Consider the following 20003-nt stretch of genomic DNA (forward strand, 5'->3'; position numbering starts at 1 on the left):
ATGATATAAATTAGCCGTAAGAAACGAATCAATCCACATTAAAAAGTAATTCGAACGAACAATTTCCTCCCCCATCAAAAATTGCACTTTATACAAATAATACAATCTCACCAAAAACATTATCTTAAGATTGTTGTTAGAATTTTTTTACATTTAATTAATGAAAAATATCCATTTTTTGTTATATAGTAAGAAAGTGCCCACAAAACTATAAATACTAATGGAGGAATTATCTTATGGATAGGTTAACAAAATTTTCATTAAAAAACCGAGCTGCTATTATTATCATGGTTTTTCTCATTTCCATACTCGGTGTTTATTCCGGCTCTAAATTACCTATGGAATTTTTACCAAGCATCGATAACCCTGCAATAACTGTCACAACATTATCTCAAGGGCTCGATGCTGAAACGATGACTAAAGACGTAACTGATCCCCTTGAAAAACAGTTTCGTAATTTAGAACATATTGATGGCATCATTTCCTCCACACACGAAGGATTATCACGCATCGACATTGCATATACATCCAAGGCAAATATGAAAGATGCAGCACGCGAAGTCGAAAAAGCAATTAATACGATTAAATTACCTAAAGATGTAACTAAACCTGTAGTTAGCCAATTAAATACTTCTATGATTCCACTCGCTCAAATTACCATTCAGAAGCAAAATGGATTTTCAAAAGCTGACGAAAAACAAATCGAGAAAGAAATCGTACCACAACTCGAAAGCATTGATGGTGTTGCCAATGTCATGTTTTTCGGAAAATCAACTTCCGAATTATCCATCGTTCTTGATCCTAACAAACTAAAAGATAAAAACGTAACATCAGAGCAAGTATTAAAAGTTGTACAGGGAAAAGAAACTTCCACTCCCACTGGAGCAATTACTGTTAATAAAGAAGAATACAATCTTCGTGTCATCGGGGAAGTAAAAAATATAAATGAGATTAAAAACATCACCGTAGCACCTCAAGTGAAATTGCAAGATATTGCTCAAATTGAACTGAAACAAAACTACGATACAATATCACACATAAACGGAGAAGAAGGAACAGGATTAATCATCATGAAAGAGCCGAGTAAAAACGCGGTTGCAATTGGAAAAGAGATTGATAAAAAAATTAAAGACATAAGTAAGCAATATAAAGATCAGTTTTCTATTAAACTTTTAGCCTCAACTCATGAACAAGTTGAAAATGCTGTTACTAGTATGGGAAAAGAAGTAATCCTTGGCGCAATCGCCGCTACTCTAATTATCTTAATCTTTTTGCGTAACTTCCGAACGACACTCATCGCTGTTGTCAGTATTCCATTATCTATTTTATTAACACTCTTTTTACTACACCAATCTAACATCACACTTAACATTTTAACTCTCGGTGGCTTAGCAGTTGCAGTTGGACGTCTCGTCGATGATAGTATCGTTGTCATTGAAAATATTTTTCGCCGTTTACAAAAGGAACCTTTCTCTAAAGATATTATTATCGATGCAACGAAAGAGGTTGCCGTCGCAATCACTTCTTCTACTTTAACAACGGTCGCTGTTTTTTTACCTATCGGCCTCGTATCAGGAGTAATCGGAAAATTAATGTTACCTATGGTATTAGCAGTTGTATATTCAATCCTTTCTTCTTTAATCGTCGCATTAACAGTTGTTCCACTTATGGCTTTTTTACTACTCAAAAAAACAAAGCATCGCAAGCCGAGCTCTTCACCACGATATGTAGCTACATTAAAGTGGGCTCTTTCTCATAAATTTATTATTCTACTAACTTCATTTTTATTATTTGCGGGATCAATCGCTGCATATATATTACTACCAAAATCGAACATAAAGTCCGAAGATGATACAATGTTATCCGTTAATATGACGTTTCCAGCTGATTATAATTCTGAATCTCAAAAACAAAAAGCCTTTGACTTCGAAAAGAAACTACTCTCTAATCCTGATGTAACAGATGTTATTTTACGAATGGGATCTAGCGCAGAAGATGCACAATGGGGGCAAACGACTAAAAATAATCTTGCCAGTATATTTGTAGTCTTCAAAAAGGGGTCTAATATCGACCAATATATTAAAGACTTAAAGAAAGATCATAAATCTTTTGAACCTGCCGAACTTGATTATATAAAAACGAGTTATTCAAGCTCTGGTGGGGGTAACAATTTACAATTTAACGTAACTGCTACTAACGAAACGAATCTAAAAAAAGCCGCTAACATCGTCGAAACAAAACTAAAGAGTATGGATGCTCTCTCTAAAGTAAAAACGAATTTAGAAGACTCTAAGAAAGAATGGCAAATTCATATTGATCAAACAAAAGCCGAACAATTAGGTTTAACCCCAGAATTAGCAGCACAACAAGTAGCATTCCTTATGAAGAAATCGCCTATTGGTGAAATTTCAATTAACAATGAAAAAACTACTATTATGATAGAGCACAAAAAAGAAAATATTAATAAACAAACAGATATTTTAAACGCAAACATACTGTCACCTATTAACGGACCAATTCCTTTAAAGGACATTGCAACTATTTCAGAAAAACAACTTCAAACAGAAATTTTCCATAAAGACGGAAAAGAAACAATTCAAATTACTGCTGAAGCCTCAAGTGAAGATTTAAGTAAAGTAAGCGCAGAAGTAAACAATGCGATAACCAACTTAGATTTACCTAGTGGAGCAAAAGTAAATATCGCCGGCGCCACTGAATCTATGCAAGAGAACTTCACAGATTTATTCAAAATCATGGGGATTGCAATTGGGATTGTATATTTAATTATGGTTATCACCTTTGGGCAAGCGCGTGCTCCTTTTGCAATTTTATTCTCCTTACCATTAGCTGCTGTCGGTGGTATTTTAGGATTAATCATTTCAAGAACACCTGTCGATATAAATTCTTTAATTGGCGCATTAATGTTAATTGGGATTGTCGTCACAAATGCAATTGTATTAATAGAAAGAGTGCAACAAAATCGAGAAAATGGCATGGAAACAAGGGACGCCTTACTAGAAGCTGGGTCCACGAGACTTCGTCCAATTATTATGACAGCTGTAACAACAATCGTTGCTATGCTTCCTCTCCTATTCGGTCAATCTCAAGCAGGGAGTATGGTATCAAAAAGTTTGGCAGTTGTTGTAATCGGCGGTTTGGCAGTTTCAACTGTTCTTACATTAGTAGTCGTTCCTGTTATGTACGAATTACTGGATAAAATCGGTAGAAAAAGACGTTCACGCAGAAAAATCAGTACTTCTACAGAAACACCTGATATTTAAAGTAAAAAGGCGTTATCTTCACGAATGAAGATAACGCCGTTTCTTTACCTACCCATATAATCCATCCTTCTTTTGCGCATATCGCTCTATAGGTTGACCAAAGTCTACAATAAGATATTCGTTATTTGAAGGTCTTTTACTCCCCCCTTTATATCCATTTCTTCTATATTAAAATACAAAAAGAACCCCCTACTTATAAATAGAGAGTTCTTCTTTATAACTTATGCCGCTTTTACCTTCTTCGTCGTTTTACTTTTTCTTTTCGTTCCTGTAAAACGCTTATGCAATACAGATGCTATCAAGCGTGAAATAACATTGAATAGTAATACCATAATAATTAATACAGCTGCAGATTTTGTCGCAATCAACTTCGCATCCGGGATAATCCCTTCAGAATTCAACTTCCAAATATGAACCGCTAACGTTTCAGCTGGTCTAAATGGATTTAAAGGATGCGCAGGACTTGAGAAGTCCGCTGCTGAATTTAAAATTGGAGATGTTAAACCCGCTGTGTAAATTAATGCCGCTGCTTCACCAAATATACGGCCAGCCGCTAAAATAACACCTGTAATAATTTGCGGTAATGACGACGGGATAATAATACGCGCGATCGTTTGCCACTTTGTCGCACCTAATCCAAGACTCGCCTCTTTTACATTATGAGGAACTTCTGAAATCGCATTTTCACAAACACGCGTTAAACCTGGTAAGTTTAAAATAGTTAAAGCTAAAGCACCACCCATTACCGTGTATCCCCAGCCTGTCATTGTAACGAACACTAACAAACCGAATAAACCAACAACAATAGAAGGTAAAGACGCCATTGTTTCAATACATAAACGAACAAAACTTAAAAATCGACCTTGTTTTGCATACTCCGCTAAATATATTCCAGCACCTAATCCAAGAGGAATAGATATAATAAGCGTTATAACAAGCATATAGAAGGAATTGAATAACTGCGGACCAATCCCACCACCAGCTCTTGTATTGCTTGGTTCTCCAAACAAGAAATTAGGATCCCAAAATCCCCATCCCTTTTGTAAAATTTCAAACACTAAGAACACTAGTAAAGCTACAACTAAAGCCGCAACCGCATAAAAGATACCTGTCCAAACTTTATTTACCGTTCTTGCATTCATTATTATCGCTCACCTCTTTGACCAATCGCTCGAATTACTAAAATAAACAGGAATGAAATAACAAGCAAAATCATCGCTAATGTCCATAGCGCATTGTTCCAAGCCGTTCCGTTCAATGTATTCGTCATATCCATTGTCAGAATACCCGTTAACGTTGCTGTTGGACTATATATTCCTTCTGGTAATTTAATCGTGTTCCCGATTACCATTTGAACCGCTAACGCTTCACCAAAAGCACGCGCTAATCCTAAAACTATACCTGTTAAAATCCCCTGTTTTGCAGCAGGAACAATCACTCGACTAATCGCTTGCCATTTCGTTGATCCTAGACCATAAGAAGCTTCTAAATAATCAAATGGAACAGAGCGTATTGCATCAGAAGCGATACTAGCAATAGTAGGTAATATCATAATACTTAGGACAATAATACCCGCAATTAAACTAAAGCCCACTCCTCCAAACGAATCACGTAATAGTGGCACTAAAATCGTAACCCCTAATAATCCGTATACAACTGAAGGAATACCAACTAATAGTTCTAAAACAGGCTTCAATACTTTATTTCCGAACTTCGGCGAAATTAAATTCATGAATATAGCAAGAGCTATAGCAATTGGCGCACTAATAATAACTGCACCTATCGAAACCAATGTTGAACCTATAATAAAAATTACAGCTCCGAAGGTTCCTTCGTCAGCATTCGGATTCCATTTTGTCGATGTTAATACCTCAGTAAATGAGATACCACTTTGCGTAAAAGATTGAATTCCTTTACCACAAATAAACGCAATAATAGCTAATGTAACTAAAACAATAAAAATACCACAAAACGTAACGAGTGATCTTCCTATATATTCACTCTTTACGTAATTTATTTGTTTTTTCCCCTTCATCACAGGACAGACCCCACTTCATAAATTGAAATGAACAGGACTGACCTTGCAGCCAGCCCCATAAATTTTATTACTTATTTAATTTAGACATCGGAATGTAACCCATATCTTCTACTTGCTTTTCGAAATCTTTACCTTTTACATAGTCAATGTAAGCTTTTGTTGCTTCTTTTGCCTCACCTTTTGTTACCATGTACTCGTAAGACCAGAATGGATATTTACCAGTAGCGATGTTCTCAACTTTTGGTTCAGATCCATCAATTTTAACCGTTTGTAGCGCGCCTTTTTTCTCACCAACCATGTAAGACATTGCTAAGTAACTCACTGAACCTGGAGTAGAGTTAATCGCTTGCTCTACAGCACCATTAGAATCTTGTGTCGTACCAGTTCCATCATTAATTTTCGCGTCTTTCATCACTGTCTTTTCAAAAGTAGCACGTGTACCAGATGAAGCTGGACGGTTAATTACGTTGATTTTTTCGTCTTTCCCGCCAACCTCTTTCCAATTCGTTACTTTTCCAGTGAAGATATCTTGTACTTGTTGTACTGTTAAGTTATCAACTTTTACATCTTTATTTACGACAAGCGCGAATGCGATACCCGCAACTTTGTTATCTACTAATTCTTTTGCTTTATCAGCATCTTTTATTTTATCTCCAGATGGAACATCCGAATTACCAATTTGTACTGCACCAGATGCTACTTGGTTAATCCCTGTTCCACTACCGCCACCTTGAACTTGAATAGAAACTTTTGAATTTTTCTCCATGAATTTCTTTCCAGCTTCCTCTGCAAGAGGTTGAAGCGCTGTAGAACCTGCAGCTGCAATCGTACCTGACAATTCTTGTTTTGCATTATCGCTTCCTTTAGCATTATCTTTACTAGCTGTATCTTCTGCTTTCCCACATCCAACTAATGCTCCTGCTACCACTAAAGCTGCTAAAGAAAATTTAATACCCTTTTTCATAACCATGTCTTGTACCCCCATTTGGATTATCACTTTTCACATTCGTCTACTTTTTTCGAACACAAATTCATTGTAGGACAACAATATTATGTGAGTGTTAAGCAATTTTTAATTTTAAGTAAATGGCGATAATAATCCTAAAAAGCTAGGAATCCCAACATTTGTAGTTACAGAACCCAACAAAATCCACACTAAACGAGCTGTAATGTAAATTTATTCTTAATAATGTAAACTCAATGTAAATGTTTTTCTTTCTTTTCACCTTTTAGTTAAAAATACATTTACAAATCCACTATATTTTTAACTTTTACAATCTCATTTTATTTACATTAAACAGAATTTCAGTATTTTTTTTTAGTACAACTAAATAAATTGGAACAATTCTAAAAATAATTGAATATTTTTAAAGTACTAATTGACAGCATCATTCAATGTAGTCTACTATATTAGTAGCAAAAAGTTTACCTAAGGAAACTTTTTAAACTTAAACTAACAATATAGAGATGAGGTAACTTTTATGGTATCGGCTAATACAAGACCACTTTCTGCATTTAAAACAGGAGAGTTTGTACAAATTGAGAAGATACAATTAGAAGGAACTATGAAACGACGTTTATTAGATCTAGGGTTTATCCCTGGGGCAACGATTAAAGTATTACAGCGCAGTCCACTTGGAGATCCGGTCGCTTATCAAGTAAGCAATACAACTATTGCACTGCGTAAAGAAGAAAGCTCCCTTATTTTCGGGGTATTAATAGGAGATGATTTCAGATGAGCAACCACCGTATTGCTTTAGCTGGCAACCCGAATACCGGGAAAAGTACATTATTTAATACTTTAACAGGCTTAAAACAACATACTGGAAACTGGACGGGAAAAACTGTTTTAAAGGCCGAAGGGGAATATGAACATAACGGAAATAAATATACATTAATAGATTTACCTGGAACTTACTCACTATATTCAAATTCTGCGGATGAAGAAGTGGCGAGAGATTATATTATCTTTGAAAAGCCAGAAGTCACTGTAGTTGTTATAGACGGAACTGCTATGGAGAGAAATTTAAATTTAGCACTCCAAGTGATGGAAATGACGAGCAACGTAGTTATTTGTATTAACTTAATTGATGAAGCTGAGAAAAAAGGCATCGTTATTGATGAAAAGAAATTAGCAACATCACTCGGTGTACCGGTAGTAAAGATTTCAGCTCGAAACCGAATTGGTATCGGGCATTTACTAAATGTCATCGCTAAAGTAGCAAATAAAAAAATAATTCCAACACCAATTAAAATTACTTACAGCGAAAAAATCGAAAATATGATTCAGGAATTAGAACCACAAATTTATAAAGTGTTCGGTGATGTGTATCCAGCACGCTGGATTGCGTTACGTATATTAGATGGGGATAAAAATTTCTTAACTACACTTCAAAAACACCATAATGAACCACTTGTAAGGGAGGTCGTAATAAATGGAATCTCACTCAGCCAGTAAAGCTCTTCCATTGGACTATATTATTCAACATGCACAAACACTATCAAAAGAAGATATACGAGATGATATTGTCGGAGATATTTACCGAACATCTGCAAGCATATGTAAAGAATCTGTTCAATATACAAATACTGATAAATTGTATCGTTCTGAAAAACTAGATAAAATTTTCACATCTCCAATTTGGGGATTTCCAATTATGCTAGGCATTTTATCTATTATCTTTTATCTTACAATTGCAGGCGCTAACGTACCATCTGATATGATTGCTGAGTTCTTTGGATGGGTCGAAGGATATTTAACATCTTGGTTCCAAGCAATGCATTCACCTGAATGGTTACATGGTATTTTAATACTTGGTTTATTCCGTGGTATCGGTGCTGTTATTAGCGTTATGTTACCACCTATGGCAATCTTTTTCCCTATGTTCGCACTATTAGAAAACTACGGATACTTACCACGTGTTGCGTTTAATATGGATCGTTTATTTAAGCGATCTGGTGCTCATGGTAAACAATCTTTAACAATGGCAATGGGATTCGGTTGTAATGCAGCTGCTATTATGTCAACGCGTATTATCGAATCGCCACGTGAACGTATGCTTGCTATCTTAACAAACAACTTCGTTCCATGTAACGGTCGCTGGCCTACGTTAATTTTAATGGCTTCACTATTTATGGCTGCTGGTTATACAGGTAGTATGCAAACATTTGTTACCGCTGGCGTTGTAGTTGGAATGGTTGTAATTGGTGTTATTATGACGTTAACCGTTTCTTGGGTACTATCGAAAACAGCTTTAAAAGGCGTTCCAACTCACTACACACTTGAGTTACCACCGTACCGTAAGCCAAAAATTTGGAATACAATTGTACGTGCAACACTCGATAAATCCATCTATGTTTTAAAACGAGCTATAGTTGTAGCTGCTCCTGCGGCTGCATTAACTTGGTTACTCGCTAATATTTTCATCGGTGACACAAGCCTGCTTATGTATTTTGTAAACTTCCTAGATCCATTCGCTAAAATGTTAGGACTTGACGGCTTTATTCTAGCTGCATTCATTCTTGGACTACCAGCTAATGAAATTGTTATTCCGATTTTATTAATGTCTTACTTATCAACTGGATCTTTAACTGAAATAGATGATTTTAATCAGATTAAAAATCTATTCTTAGAAAACGGTTGGACTTGGTTAACAGCGTTAAACACAATGTTGTTCTCCCTTCTTCATTTCCCGTGCGGAACGACACTAGTTAACATATATAAAGAAACAAAAAGTGCAAAATGGACATTCTTATCGTTTGCAATCCCTACCGTTATCGCCATTGTTGTTACATTCCTCTCTACACAATTGGTACATTGGTTAGGGCTTGTATAAAGTGAAACTTTACTCATTAGGGGCTTGTACACGCCCTCACTAATCAGGCGTGTACGGGTAGTTGACTTCCTATCTAACATCTTGTTCCCACCGAATTTTTTAGGTAAAAGTCTTACTGCCCATTAACGCGGGAAAAAACAAAGCATACATAGAAGGTATCCCCCTCCACATATGCTTTGCGCGAAAGAAACCTGAAAATCATTCAGGTTTCTTTTTTTCTTTCCACGGCTGCGCCCCATACGTTGTGAGTTTTTTATGGATGAAGTATATGGTTCCCGGAAGAACCGCCATTAATATCGTGCAACTAATTCCTAATCCAGTAAACAACTTTCATCACCTTATTTCACTCTCTTCGGTAAAGCTGAGCCTGAATGTTCAATTATCGGATGAACATGAACAGTAATTTCAGCATCACTAAAATAATTCTGACCTTGATCCCAATTCTTACTTATTTTTTTCCACTCTTTATAATTATGTCTCTTATACACTTCCCCTAATTCTAATACATCTACCTTATATTTTTTTTGAACAAGCTTAATCGATTTTTGGATGCGTTTCTCCATTTCCTCCGAAATATCCTTCTCTAAACGCTTTTCATTCAACACCTTTTTATGATCACTAAAGTGCAACTCCGCCAATGTCCCTTCCAGAGATATGTGAATATCAAATTTTGGTTTTGTAGCATTCGTTGTAGATACTTTAATTTTCCGACGCAGCTTATGAATTTCATATGTAATAAGTTGATCCTTTTTACGAATGGTAAAAAAACCTCCAATTTTTTTACCTATTATATAATTCATCCCTAATGTTTCTTCCCCCCCAAAAATACCTACACACTTATTATCCTTCCCGCGAAACAGCGCTGCCCCGTTCATTTGTACCCCTTGTTTTGTTAGTTCGAGAATAGGTAATACAAAACTCCGATTGGAAATCATCTTTTCCTGGACTTCACCAATTCTTGCAGCCTCAATCATTTGGGCATTTTTCGGAGGATGTTCAGCTAACATATCGATATACTGCGCTGGCAAATTTTCAGGCTTGGCACTCTGCTTTAAAATAGCTTCTGCATTTTGCTTAGAAACGAACAAACGAATATTCCTTCTCATTTCATGATCGCGAATATATACATCTAACGTATTTTGCAAAACATATGGATTCGCTAGTAAATCTTTAGAAAAAATAATCACTTGTATATGCGGAAAGAATAATGAACGACTAATTTTTTTGGCGATAATTCGGATTTGCTCAAAGACACTATCTGCTTTCGCACTAACATTAATATAATTTTCGCCATCTCCATCACCTTGTCCACCTTGTTGCGACAATTTACTGGGGAGTACCATCTGATACGTCCCTTTCATAATTGGATTTGCTTTCTTTGCCTTTACAATATCGTAAGCTGCACCTACTACAAATCCTCTTTCTTCTATTTCTTCTAACTCAGAGCACCCACTTATAGATCCAGCTAAAACCATAACCATTATTATTTTAAGAAGGTGTTTCATTTTTACCATTCCTTCTTTTTATTTTATATACAATAAAAACTAACAAAGGCGCTAACACGACAAACCCCATATCTACCCAAGCTAAATAAGTCCCATAACTTGACAATTCCTTCAAATTACTAGGTATCATATTCACCATAAAAATAATCGGGGCACTTACAAAAATGAAAATATGCTTCTTCACTTTCGGAAACATAGCACAAAATAATAAAGATGCGACGTCATAATACATTGCTGTCGTGTTATAAATAGTAATAATCCAAGTAGTAAAAAAAATTGCATCAAATCTTTCTAAAAACCCTCCACCAATCTCAATCTCTTTCCCTAATTCAATTGTTGGATATGTCAATCCACGTGTTGTCATATATGTAAAAACACTAATACAAGTTACATAAATTAAAATGTATGACAATACGTTCACCATCACTGCTTTTGCAACTGCCATTGGCGCTTTTTTCGCTGTTTTATCGTTCAACAACACAGCATAAAACAGAGCTACCTCAAATCCGATGAATGTAAAAATAGAATTTTTAACTCCTACAGCATATTGACTGACATTCGTTTGAAAAGCCGGTAGTAAATTATCTATTTCCATTAAGTTCACATTCAATAAAGAAAGAAGCACTATCGCAATTAAAACAATTGGCAAGAATAGAACATTTAACCTTAATAAAGCCGCTCTCGATCCAGCTACTCCATAAATAACAACTAATAAGAAGAAGAAAGACAATAGCTGTATTGGTGTATCACTAAATAAATATGTTTGTGAAATAACCGCAATCATTCGCGATTCATATGCTGTCAAAGCTGCAAATGTTAATACTAAGATGCTACTAATTGTGTATGCAACAGGTTTCGTCAAATGCGCACTCGTATATTGAACAAAGTTTTGTTTTGGGAATAAAATAGCTACCCTCGTTACAAACCAACCTAAAACCGCACATATCAATCCACCCAAAAGTAAAATAATCCAACCGTCCGAAAATAAAGTTTGATCAGCAATATCTCTCGGCATAGACAATGCCCCTATACCAATAATGGTTGACGATACCGCAAACCCAATTTCCCGAGATCCAATCTCTTCATCGCCATACTCAAATGGTTTCAATTATTTTCGCTCCTTTGGACGTATTGTAGAATCTTTTGTTTGCAAATATTCCGGTCTCTCTTTCAACATCGATTTTGGCATACGAATAAGTTCTTCTTTCCAATCTCTATAAAATGCAGGAGCAATAGGCGTTGTATAAGGAATACCAACACTCTTTAAATTCGTAATATGAATCGCAAGTGAAATAAGAGCTAAAATGATTCCGTACAATCCAAAAGCAGTTGCTGCTAATACAAAAACAAAAAGTAAAATGCGAAACGTAATTGTAATGCTATATACAGGCAGTGAAAATGTAGCAATTGCAGTAACTGCAATAATAATAACTAAGAACGGGTTTACAATTCCTGCATTCACCGCCGCTTCCCCAATTACAAGACCGCCTACAATCCCAATTGTTTGTCCCATCGGTTTTGGCAATCTAATTCCTGCTTCTCGTATTAATTCCATCGTTAATGCCATCATTAATGTTTCAATATATGCCGGAAATGGTACCCCTTCTCTGGCTCCCGCAATAGAATAAGCTAGTTTAGATGGGATAAGCCCTTGATGATATGATACAAGTGCTACATACATAGCTGGTAGCAAAACTGCCATTATACCAGAAACCATCCGTAAAACTCTCAATAACGTTCCAATCACCCAGCGCTCATAATGATCTTCGACAGATTGAAAAATATCAACAAATACAAGTGGAGCTATAAGAGCAAACGGTGATCCGTCCACCAAAATAGCCGCCTTTCCTTTCGCTAATGAAGCCACAATATTATCAGGCCTTTCCGTATTTAAAAACTGCGGAAAGGGTGACAAATTATTATCTTGAATTAATTGCTCAATCGTTCCCGTCTCAAAAATGACATCTGTCACTATGGATTGAAGACGCCGATCTAGTTCTTTTACAATATACGGGTTAATAATATCTTCTATATATACTAAGGTTACTTCTTTCTGCGATCGTTTCCCCATAATATAAGATTGAAACCGTAACTTCGGATCACGTAAACCACGGCGAATTAACATTTTATTTACATTAATATCTTCATTTAACCCAACTCTTGGTCCACGTATTAAATCTTCTGTCACTGGAGGCTCTAGACTTCTTTTCTCCCAAGCTCTACTGTTAACAACAATAGCCGTTTGAATATTATCAATTAATATAACTGTATCTCCCGCTAAAATCGCATTTATAATATCCGGAAATGTTGTTTTCATACCGACTTCTGCGATAGAAATAAAGCGATCCAATAACGTTTGAACAATAGCTGCTTCTTTTTGTATTTCTTCATATTGAAGCGTACGAACTACATATTTATAAACATTATCCTTATCTGTTAACCCACATAAAAAAATAACAGCGCAGCGCGTTAAACTGCCAGCAAGAGCAACTTCTCTAATTGTTAAATCATTAGGTGAACCTAACTCATCTCTTATTTTCTCCATAACTTCAAACAAGTTACCTTCTAACTCTAACAATTCCCCCACCTAACTTCCTTTTCAACAAGTTTTTAGTTAGATTCCGCTAATAGAAGAAAATATATACAAAAAAGAGCTATCTCTTTTCAAAGATAGCTCTCGTGCACAGGTTATTTTTCTACTATTATATTGTCTGTTTTTATAGATACTCTTTTCGTAATCCCACTCACTACAAACATCACAATCATATTCATTAATAATGCGATTATACCTACGTTTAAATCTTTTATATACTGCGGGAAACTCGGAAACATCGTAGCTATAGTAGAACCAGATAAAGTAATATATGCAACAACTAACAGACCAATCGCCATTCCTACAATCGCCCCTTGCTTCGTAATAATTTGACGCGGAAACAAACTACATACAAGTGCAGGAAAAAGTTGCGTTACAATACTGTATCCCATTAAAAGGAGAGCTCCTATTGTTTCTCCTCCTTTAAATGTAAATAAAACTGCTATAAACGTTACTACAGGCACAAATAATTTTGCTACTTTGGCCACTTGTCTATCTGAAGCAGATGGGATCATCGTTCGGTAAATATTTTTCGCTAACAATGTAGACGCGGCCATAACAAGCATGGACGCTGGAACTAATGCCGTTAATACCCCAGCACTACCAATAATTCCAATAAACCAAGGATCAAAAGTTTGTAAAGCAAGACGGAATAATGAAAGATCTACATCTGCTCCCTTTAATCCAGGAACTTGCAGGATAGCAGCAAACCCTGCAAAAAATACGAAAAGTAAAACTAAAGAGTACAATGGCATAATTGCCGCATTTTTACGAAATACTTTTTCATTTTTAGCAGAGAAAGCAGAAGCAAATGTATGAGGCCACATATAAAAACCTAGGGCCGTTAATATAATAGTAGAAACAAACCAAGAAATACTCATCCCTTCTTCAGGTAAAGATAAAAATCCTGGTTTCGCAGCTTCTACAGCTTCGAACATCGGCTGAAACCCTCCGTAATAATGATACGGTAAATATATACCTAAAAACATAACAATAAACAGGATCATAATGTCCTTCAAAGCGGCTGTCCAAGCTGATCCATGTATACCTGAAACCATTACATATATAGTTATAACAATAGCACCAATCCATACTGCAACAACAGGTGATACCCTTCCATAAGAAGCTTCTGAAACGATAATCCCCAATCCCTTCAACTGTAAAACAAGATATGGGATGATGGAAACAACACCAACAATTGAAACAATCAATCCAAGCGCTTTACTTCTATATTTCTTCGCAAAAAAATCTGGCTGTGAAACAAGGTTATGTTCTTTCGCATATTTCCAAATTGGCGGTAATAAGAAATACGATAAAATATAAGCTAGTGCGCCATAACCTAAAATATAAAAAGTAGGCGCTCCTTTACTATACGCCCATCCACTTCCTCCTAAAAATGTGAATGTCGTATAAATTTCGCCTGCCATAAGGAGAAATACGAAAATCGTTCCAAATCCTCTTCCTCCAACTGACCATTGCTCTAAATTCATATCTTTTCCACGCTGCGCCCGAATACCTAAAAATAGCGCTAGAAATAAGAATAAAATAATGATAAATAATGCTGTCATTCCATATCCCCCTTATTAGCAGGATCGAATACGTACACAATACCCATACAAAGAGAGGTAATAAGCACCGATAATAATACCCAAAATAATAAAAATGGCATCCCTAGTACGTAAGGAGTGACCGAATTTGCAAATACTGGTCCAACTACTAAACAAAGAACGGGAATAAGTGCTAGCACGTGTATTTTCTTCATCTCATTCTCCTTTATTTATGAAATTCATAATGGATGATACAAACACTTCCACGCCAATCGACAGTGCATCTTCGTCAATCGTAAAACGAGGATGGTGATGAGGATATATAATCCCCTTCTCTTTATTTCCTGCTCCGATAAAAAAGAATGTCCCTGGTGCCTTTTGTAAAAATGCTGAAAAATCTTCTCCAGCCATCGTTGGTTGTAAACGAACAACCCTGTCTCGTCCATAAAGTTGCAATGCCGTGCGTTCAATAAGCTCTGTAACTTCATAATCATTTACAACTGGTCGGTATCCATATTCATAAGAAAATGTATATTTCGCTCCGTAAGATTCTGTAATATACTTTACAATCCGTTCAATCTTCCCCTCTGTTTCTTCTCTCAACTCATGTCTTAAACTCCGCACTGTTCCTTCAATTTCCGCTTGTTCTGGAATCACATTATGGGTTGTCCCGGCATGAAATTGCGTAACAGATACTACGAGAGAATCTAACGGATTCGTGAGGCGAGATACAATTTGCTGAAGTTGTGAAACAACTTGTGTACCTATTGCAATACTATCAATAGTTTCATGAGGGATTCCAGCATGCCCACCCTTGCCCTCAATCGTAATTTTAAAAACATCCGGCGCAGCCATTGCCGCACCATAAATTACACCTATTTTACCAACCTCTAACGATGCCCACAGGTGAGCACCAATAATATAATCCACACCTTCCATTACCCCCGCTGCAACCATTTCCTCTGCGCCACCAGGAAAATTTTCTTCTGCATGTTGGAATAGAAAACGAATCTCCCCTTTAACCTTCTCTCTTTCCTCTACTAACTTATGTACCACACCAAGTAATATCGCCATATGTCCATCGTGACCACATGCATGCATCACACCTTGATATGTCGAAATAAAATCAAAATCATTTTCTTCATGAATAGGAAGAGCATCCATATCAGCCCGGACCGCAATTGTTTTACCGGGCTGTTTACCTACTAACTTTGCCATCACACTATATTGAGTCGGTCGTGACACTTCTAAATATGGGATTTTTTGAAGTATGTCGAACACAAACTGCGATGTTTTCTCTTCTTGAAAAGATAACTCTGGATACTTATGAAAATGCCTTCTCCACTCAACCAACTGATCTTTTGACAAAACAAGTTCCTTTGCAACATCCATTTCTCTTCTCTCCTTCTTCACCAAGTTAAATGTTATTATAACGCGAATTATTAACTTTTAAAAGAATATTCCGAATTTTCCGTGTTATAGACTTAAAAATAAAAAGCCATCTAAAAGATGACTTTTTCCTTATTACAAAATAGTAATTGCTTGTTTTCCCATTTGCTCCCAAGCTTTCTCAAATTCCGCTCGTGGAACAGCCAAACGTGGATTGTTTTTAAGAGGATCATTTACATATACAAAGTTTTGATCATATCCAATTACTACTGCACTATGCTCATAATATGTAATTTTCACTTCACCTGAACTCGTATTCCATGTTTCAAAACTACTTTCAGCTAGTGGCTTAAACGTTGTATTAATAATGACCCATACTGGAGATCCAGAACTAATTACTTTATATATATCTTGCATGTCTCTACCTGTTAAATTAATTACTTTTTCAGGAACATATTTTTCTGCTAAATTAAAGATTGGTTGATTATATACACCATATCCAGGTTCAGCCTTCGTATAAATGTTTCCAACGAACCCCTCATAAGGATTTCCACGCAAACCATTTTGTTCAAATGGAACACGATGGATTTCGCTAGCAAGCTGCATCTTATCTACTTGTACACCTTTATATTGCAGTAACATAGCCAAACTTGTCACTTCACATCCACGAGGTAATTCTGGTAATTGTTTTATAAATGGAACATCTTCAATCATAGCTGATTCTTTCATTTCAGATAGAAAATCTAAGCGTAGCACTTGCGCCTTTTGTATAATTTTATCTTTCCCTATAAAAAACGCGGCCGCAAGTATAATCCCAAAAACAAAAAGATATTTTAACTTTTTCATTATAAACAAAACTCCATTAATTATTATTTTACAGACACAACTCTTATCATTGTACCCTTCTTCTAACTAGTTTGCTAGAAAGATTCTGTGAATTATTATTCACATTTATATCGTTATAAAATTCTAATTATTTTTAATAAAAAGAAAAAACGATATACTTTTTCGGAACATTTTGCTAAAATCGAAATTATTAACATAGTGAAGATATCACCTTGTTAATAAACATTCTTAGAGTATTTAGTCATAGTTCGTTTTTTACATACTCAATTCATTTCATAACAAATAAATTGAGTATGTGTCACATCCCCCGCTAATGATTAAACACTCAGAATGAAAACCAGTTAATACATACAAGAAAATAACGGGGTGAGGGGCATATGAATCAACAAGTAGAACAAACAAATTTAAAACGTACAATGAAAAGTAGACACTTATTTATGATCGCACTTGGTGGCGTTATTGGAACTGGACTATTTATGGGATCTGGTCAAATCGTCCATAACGCTGGACCTGGTGGTGCAATTCTTGCATTTTTAGTCGGTGGATTTGTTATGTATTTAACGATGTTATGTCTTGGTGAATTATCCGTTGCTATGCCAGAAGCAGGTTCGTTCCAAAGCTATGCAAGCAAATTTATTTCACCTGGTTTTGGATTTGTTGTCGGTTGGATGTATTGGTTAAATTGGGCTGTTACAGTTGGAGTAGAGTTAACAACTGTAAGTATTTTAATGAAACGATGGTTTCCAGACGTTTCTTCGTGGATTTGGTGCGTTACATTTGCAGCAGCACTTTTTCTTGTGAACGCTCTATCAGCAAAGGCATATGCAGAAACAGAATTTTGGTTCGCAAGTGTAAAAGTTGCAACAATTGTTATTTTTGTCGTACTTGGTGGTGCAGTTATGTTTGGTCTACTAGACTTTAACGGAAAACCCGCTCCAATGCTTCACAATTTCACTGAAAATGGCGGGCTATTTCCAAATGGTGCATTAGCTGTTCTTCTTACGATGATTACAGTAAATTACTCCTTCCAAGGAACAGAATTAATCGGAATTGCTTCAGGAGAAAGTGAAAATCCTGAAAAAACAATTCCAAAAGCAATTAAAAACACAATTTGGCGAACTCTATTCTTCTTCGTCCTAGCAATATCAGTTGTTGTAGGGTTACTCCCATGGCAAGAGGCTAATCTAGTCGAAAGTCCATTTGTACTTGTATTTGATGTAGCTGGTGTTCCATATGCAGCAGACATTATGAACTTTGTTATTATTACAGCCGTATTATCCGTAGCTAACTCTGGTTTATACGCAAATTCTCGTATGCTTTGGGCGATGGCAAAACAAGGAATGGCAAGTCCAGCTTTTACGAAGTTAACTAAAAAAGGGGTACCACTGAATGCACTCATTTTCAGTCTTATTTTTGCAAGCCTTTCTTTATTAACAAGCGTGTTTGCGGCAGATACTGTCTTTCTAGTTTTAACATCTATTGCAGCAATGGCGGCCGTTGTCGTTTGGATGTCAATCGCGGCTTCACAGTTTTTCTTCCGTAGAAATTTCGTAAAAAATGGCGGCGACATAAATGACTTAAAATATCGTACACCGCTCTATCCAGTAGTTCCAATCGTAGCGTTCTCACTCAACTTTATTACATTTGTTAGTTTAGCTTTCATTCCAGATCAGAGAATTGCTCTTTATTGCGGAATTCCATTTATGATTATTTGCTACATTTTATACCAAGTTAAATATAAAAAAGTTGTCACATTTGAACAGAAAAAAAGTATAACTCAGGGAATAAACTAAATATACAAAATATTCAGCTATCTTTCTTATAATAAGATAGCTTTTTTCTATTTATTGGATATCTTGGTATAACTTTATTTATCTTAAAATTTTCACAATCACGTTTTTCTCTGGAAAATAGTTTACAATATAATCAAGTTACAAATGATATTCACCTTAAAAAGTGTGCATTTGTGTCTATTTTTTAACAATATCTCAAAAACTATTGCCTTCTATAAATTAATAGGTTTATATTGTTTTATTGGCATAGTTTCAATCCAAGGAGAAAGGAGATTTTCAATCGTGCAACTAAAGAAAGCATTTTGGAAGTTGGCTTCGCTTCTTCCGTTATCATTACTTCTGTTCCTCGGTGGCTGTGATAAGAAACTCGCAGTATTAAATCCGCAAGGACCTGTTGCAAAAGCACAGTATGATTTAATTGTTTGGTCATTCTTGCTTATGTCATTAATTATCGCAATTGTATTCATCCTGTTTACAGTCATCTTGATTCGTTATCGTGAAAAACCAGAGAATATGGACTACGAGCCACCTGAACAACACGGTAACACATTATTAGAAATTATTTGGACGCTTGTTCCTGTTATTATCGTTATCGCATTATCGATCCCAACAGTAAAAGCAACTTATGCTTCGGAAGAGGTTCCGGAAGAGTCCAAACATATTAAACCAGTTGAAATTTATGTTACATCTGCAAACTGGAAATGGTTATTCAGTTACCCAGAGGAAAAAATTGAAACCGTTAACTATTTAAACATCCCAGCTGGTGTACCAATTCAATTCAAACTGACTTCTGTCGGCCCAATGAATGCTTTCTGGGTACCAGAACTTGGTGGTATGAAGTACACAATGGATGGCATGATTATGGATCTTTATTTACAAGCTGATAAGCCAGGTTCTTACCTAGGCCGTAGCGCGAACTTCTCTGGTGAAGGATTCACTCACATGGAGTTCGAAGTTGAAGCAAAAACAAAAGAAAAGTATGACAAGTGGGTAAAAGAAGTACAACAAACTGCTCCTAAACTAACAGAAGATAAGTACAACGAAATTGTTAAACCTGGTGTAGTTGGTCGTATGACATTCTCTAGTCATCACTTAAGTTATGTAGATCCAAAATCACTTGAATATTGTGATTACAACTACTACAAAAACAAAAAATAATAGCTATTATTCCAACA

At 35.8% G+C, this 20003-nt stretch carries 16 protein-coding genes; 6 read left to right on the forward strand and 10 right to left on the reverse strand.

What is annotated here, in order from left to right; translation table 11 throughout:
• Nucleotides 1-236 precede the first annotated feature (236 nt).
• Entirely contained in the window at nt 237-3281 is a 3045-nt protein-coding gene (locus tag A6J74_RS13250) for an efflux RND transporter permease subunit (RefSeq protein WP_000375557.1), read from the forward strand.
• A 221-nt stretch (nt 3282-3502) separates the two neighbouring features.
• Here A6J74_RS13250 and pstA read toward each other — a convergent pair whose 3' ends face one another.
• The 3 genes from pstA to A6J74_RS13270 all read right to left on the reverse strand — a co-directional run bounded on the left by pstA (nt 3503) and on the right by A6J74_RS13270 (nt 6289).
• The gene (gene pstA / locus A6J74_RS13260) at nt 3503-4423 is read right to left on the reverse strand and encodes a phosphate ABC transporter permease PstA (RefSeq protein ID WP_000994143.1); all 921 of its coding nucleotides are present in this window, start codon (nt 4421-4423) and stop codon (nt 3503-3505) included.
• A gap of 2 nt (nt 4424-4425) precedes the next feature.
• Nucleotides 4426-5316 carry a phosphate ABC transporter permease subunit PstC gene (pstC, locus tag A6J74_RS13265; protein ID WP_000676684.1) on the reverse strand — a complete coding sequence of 297 codons (891 nt, stop codon included), beginning with the start codon at nt 5314-5316 and terminating at the stop codon, nt 4426-4428.
• A gap of 70 nt (nt 5317-5386) precedes the next feature.
• Nucleotides 5387-6289, reverse strand: a complete 903-nt coding sequence (locus tag A6J74_RS13270) for a phosphate ABC transporter substrate-binding protein PstS family protein (RefSeq protein WP_000245101.1) — start codon at nt 6287-6289, stop codon at nt 5387-5389.
• A gap of 511 nt (nt 6290-6800) precedes the next feature.
• On the opposite strand from A6J74_RS13270, the gene A6J74_RS13275 reads away from it, so the two are divergent.
• Genes A6J74_RS13275 through A6J74_RS13285 form a run of 3 tightly spaced genes read left to right on the forward strand, consistent with a single transcriptional unit; the run spans nt 6801 to nt 9155 of the window.
• Complete coding sequence (locus A6J74_RS13275) at nt 6801-7058, forward strand: FeoA family protein (RefSeq protein WP_000252995.1); 258 nt, start codon at nt 6801-6803, stop codon at nt 7056-7058.
• Nucleotides 7055-7777: a FeoB small GTPase domain-containing protein gene (locus A6J74_RS13280; RefSeq protein WP_000064958.1), complete on the forward strand. Its 723-nt coding sequence runs from the start codon at nt 7055-7057 to the stop codon at nt 7775-7777. The genes A6J74_RS13275 and A6J74_RS13280 overlap by 4 nt, the downstream gene beginning before the upstream one ends.
• Nucleotides 7755-9155: a nucleoside recognition domain-containing protein gene (locus A6J74_RS13285; protein ID WP_000443614.1), complete on the forward strand. Its 1401-nt coding sequence runs from the start codon at nt 7755-7757 to the stop codon at nt 9153-9155. Before A6J74_RS13280 ends, A6J74_RS13285 begins: the two co-directional genes overlap by 23 nt.
• 338 nt (nt 9156-9493) lie before the next feature.
• On the opposite strand, the gene A6J74_RS13295 is transcribed toward A6J74_RS13285, so the two are convergent.
• From A6J74_RS13295 to A6J74_RS13325, 7 genes are all read right to left on the reverse strand, one after another.
• Nucleotides 9494-10660: a Ger(x)C family spore germination protein gene (locus tag A6J74_RS13295; protein ID WP_000681641.1), complete on the reverse strand. Its 1167-nt coding sequence runs from the start codon at nt 10658-10660 to the stop codon at nt 9494-9496.
• Nucleotides 10644-11768: a spore germination protein GerLB gene (gerLB, locus tag A6J74_RS13300; RefSeq protein ID WP_000801989.1), complete on the reverse strand. Its 1125-nt coding sequence runs from the start codon at nt 11766-11768 to the stop codon at nt 10644-10646. The genes A6J74_RS13295 and gerLB overlap by 17 nt, the downstream gene beginning before the upstream one ends.
• Complete coding sequence (gene gerLA / locus A6J74_RS13305) at nt 11769-13247, reverse strand: spore germination protein GerLA (RefSeq protein ID WP_000504267.1); 1479 nt, start codon at nt 13245-13247, stop codon at nt 11769-11771.
• 101 nt (nt 13248-13348) lie between these two features.
• Nucleotides 13349-14821, reverse strand: a complete 1473-nt coding sequence (locus A6J74_RS13310; RefSeq protein ID WP_000125692.1) for a sodium:solute symporter family protein — start codon at nt 14819-14821, stop codon at nt 13349-13351.
• Nucleotides 14818-15015, reverse strand: coding sequence for a DUF3311 domain-containing protein (locus A6J74_RS13315; protein ID WP_000719865.1), 198 nt, complete (start codon nt 15013-15015; stop codon nt 14818-14820). Before A6J74_RS13315 ends, A6J74_RS13310 begins: the two co-directional genes overlap by 4 nt.
• A 1-nt stretch (nt 15016) precedes the next feature.
• A complete protein-coding gene (locus tag A6J74_RS13320; protein ID WP_000382091.1) occupies nt 15017-16192 on the reverse strand; it encodes an amidohydrolase in 1176 nt (391 codons plus the stop codon).
• A 132-nt stretch (nt 16193-16324) separates the two neighbouring features.
• The gene (locus tag A6J74_RS13325; RefSeq protein ID WP_000734486.1) at nt 16325-17035 is read right to left on the reverse strand and encodes a C39 family peptidase; all 711 of its coding nucleotides are present in this window, start codon (nt 17033-17035) and stop codon (nt 16325-16327) included.
• A gap of 377 nt (nt 17036-17412) precedes the next feature.
• Here A6J74_RS13325 and A6J74_RS13330 point away from each other — a divergent pair, with 377 nt between their 5' ends.
• Together A6J74_RS13330 and A6J74_RS13335 are read left to right on the forward strand one after the other, a co-directional pair.
• Nucleotides 17413-18828 carry an amino acid permease gene (locus A6J74_RS13330; RefSeq protein ID WP_001076086.1) on the forward strand — a complete coding sequence of 472 codons (1416 nt, stop codon included), beginning with the start codon at nt 17413-17415 and terminating at the stop codon, nt 18826-18828.
• Nucleotides 18829-19110: 282 nt separating this feature from the next.
• Entirely contained in the window at nt 19111-19986 is an 876-nt protein-coding gene (locus A6J74_RS13335; RefSeq protein ID WP_001176160.1) for a cytochrome aa3 quinol oxidase subunit II, read from the forward strand.
• Nucleotides 19987-20003 lie beyond the last annotated feature (17 nt).

It is taken from the genome of Bacillus sp. FDAARGOS_235, from assembly GCF_002073415.2.
In the GTDB taxonomy this organism is placed as follows: domain Bacteria; phylum Bacillota; class Bacilli; order Bacillales; family Bacillaceae_G; genus Bacillus_A; species Bacillus_A toyonensis.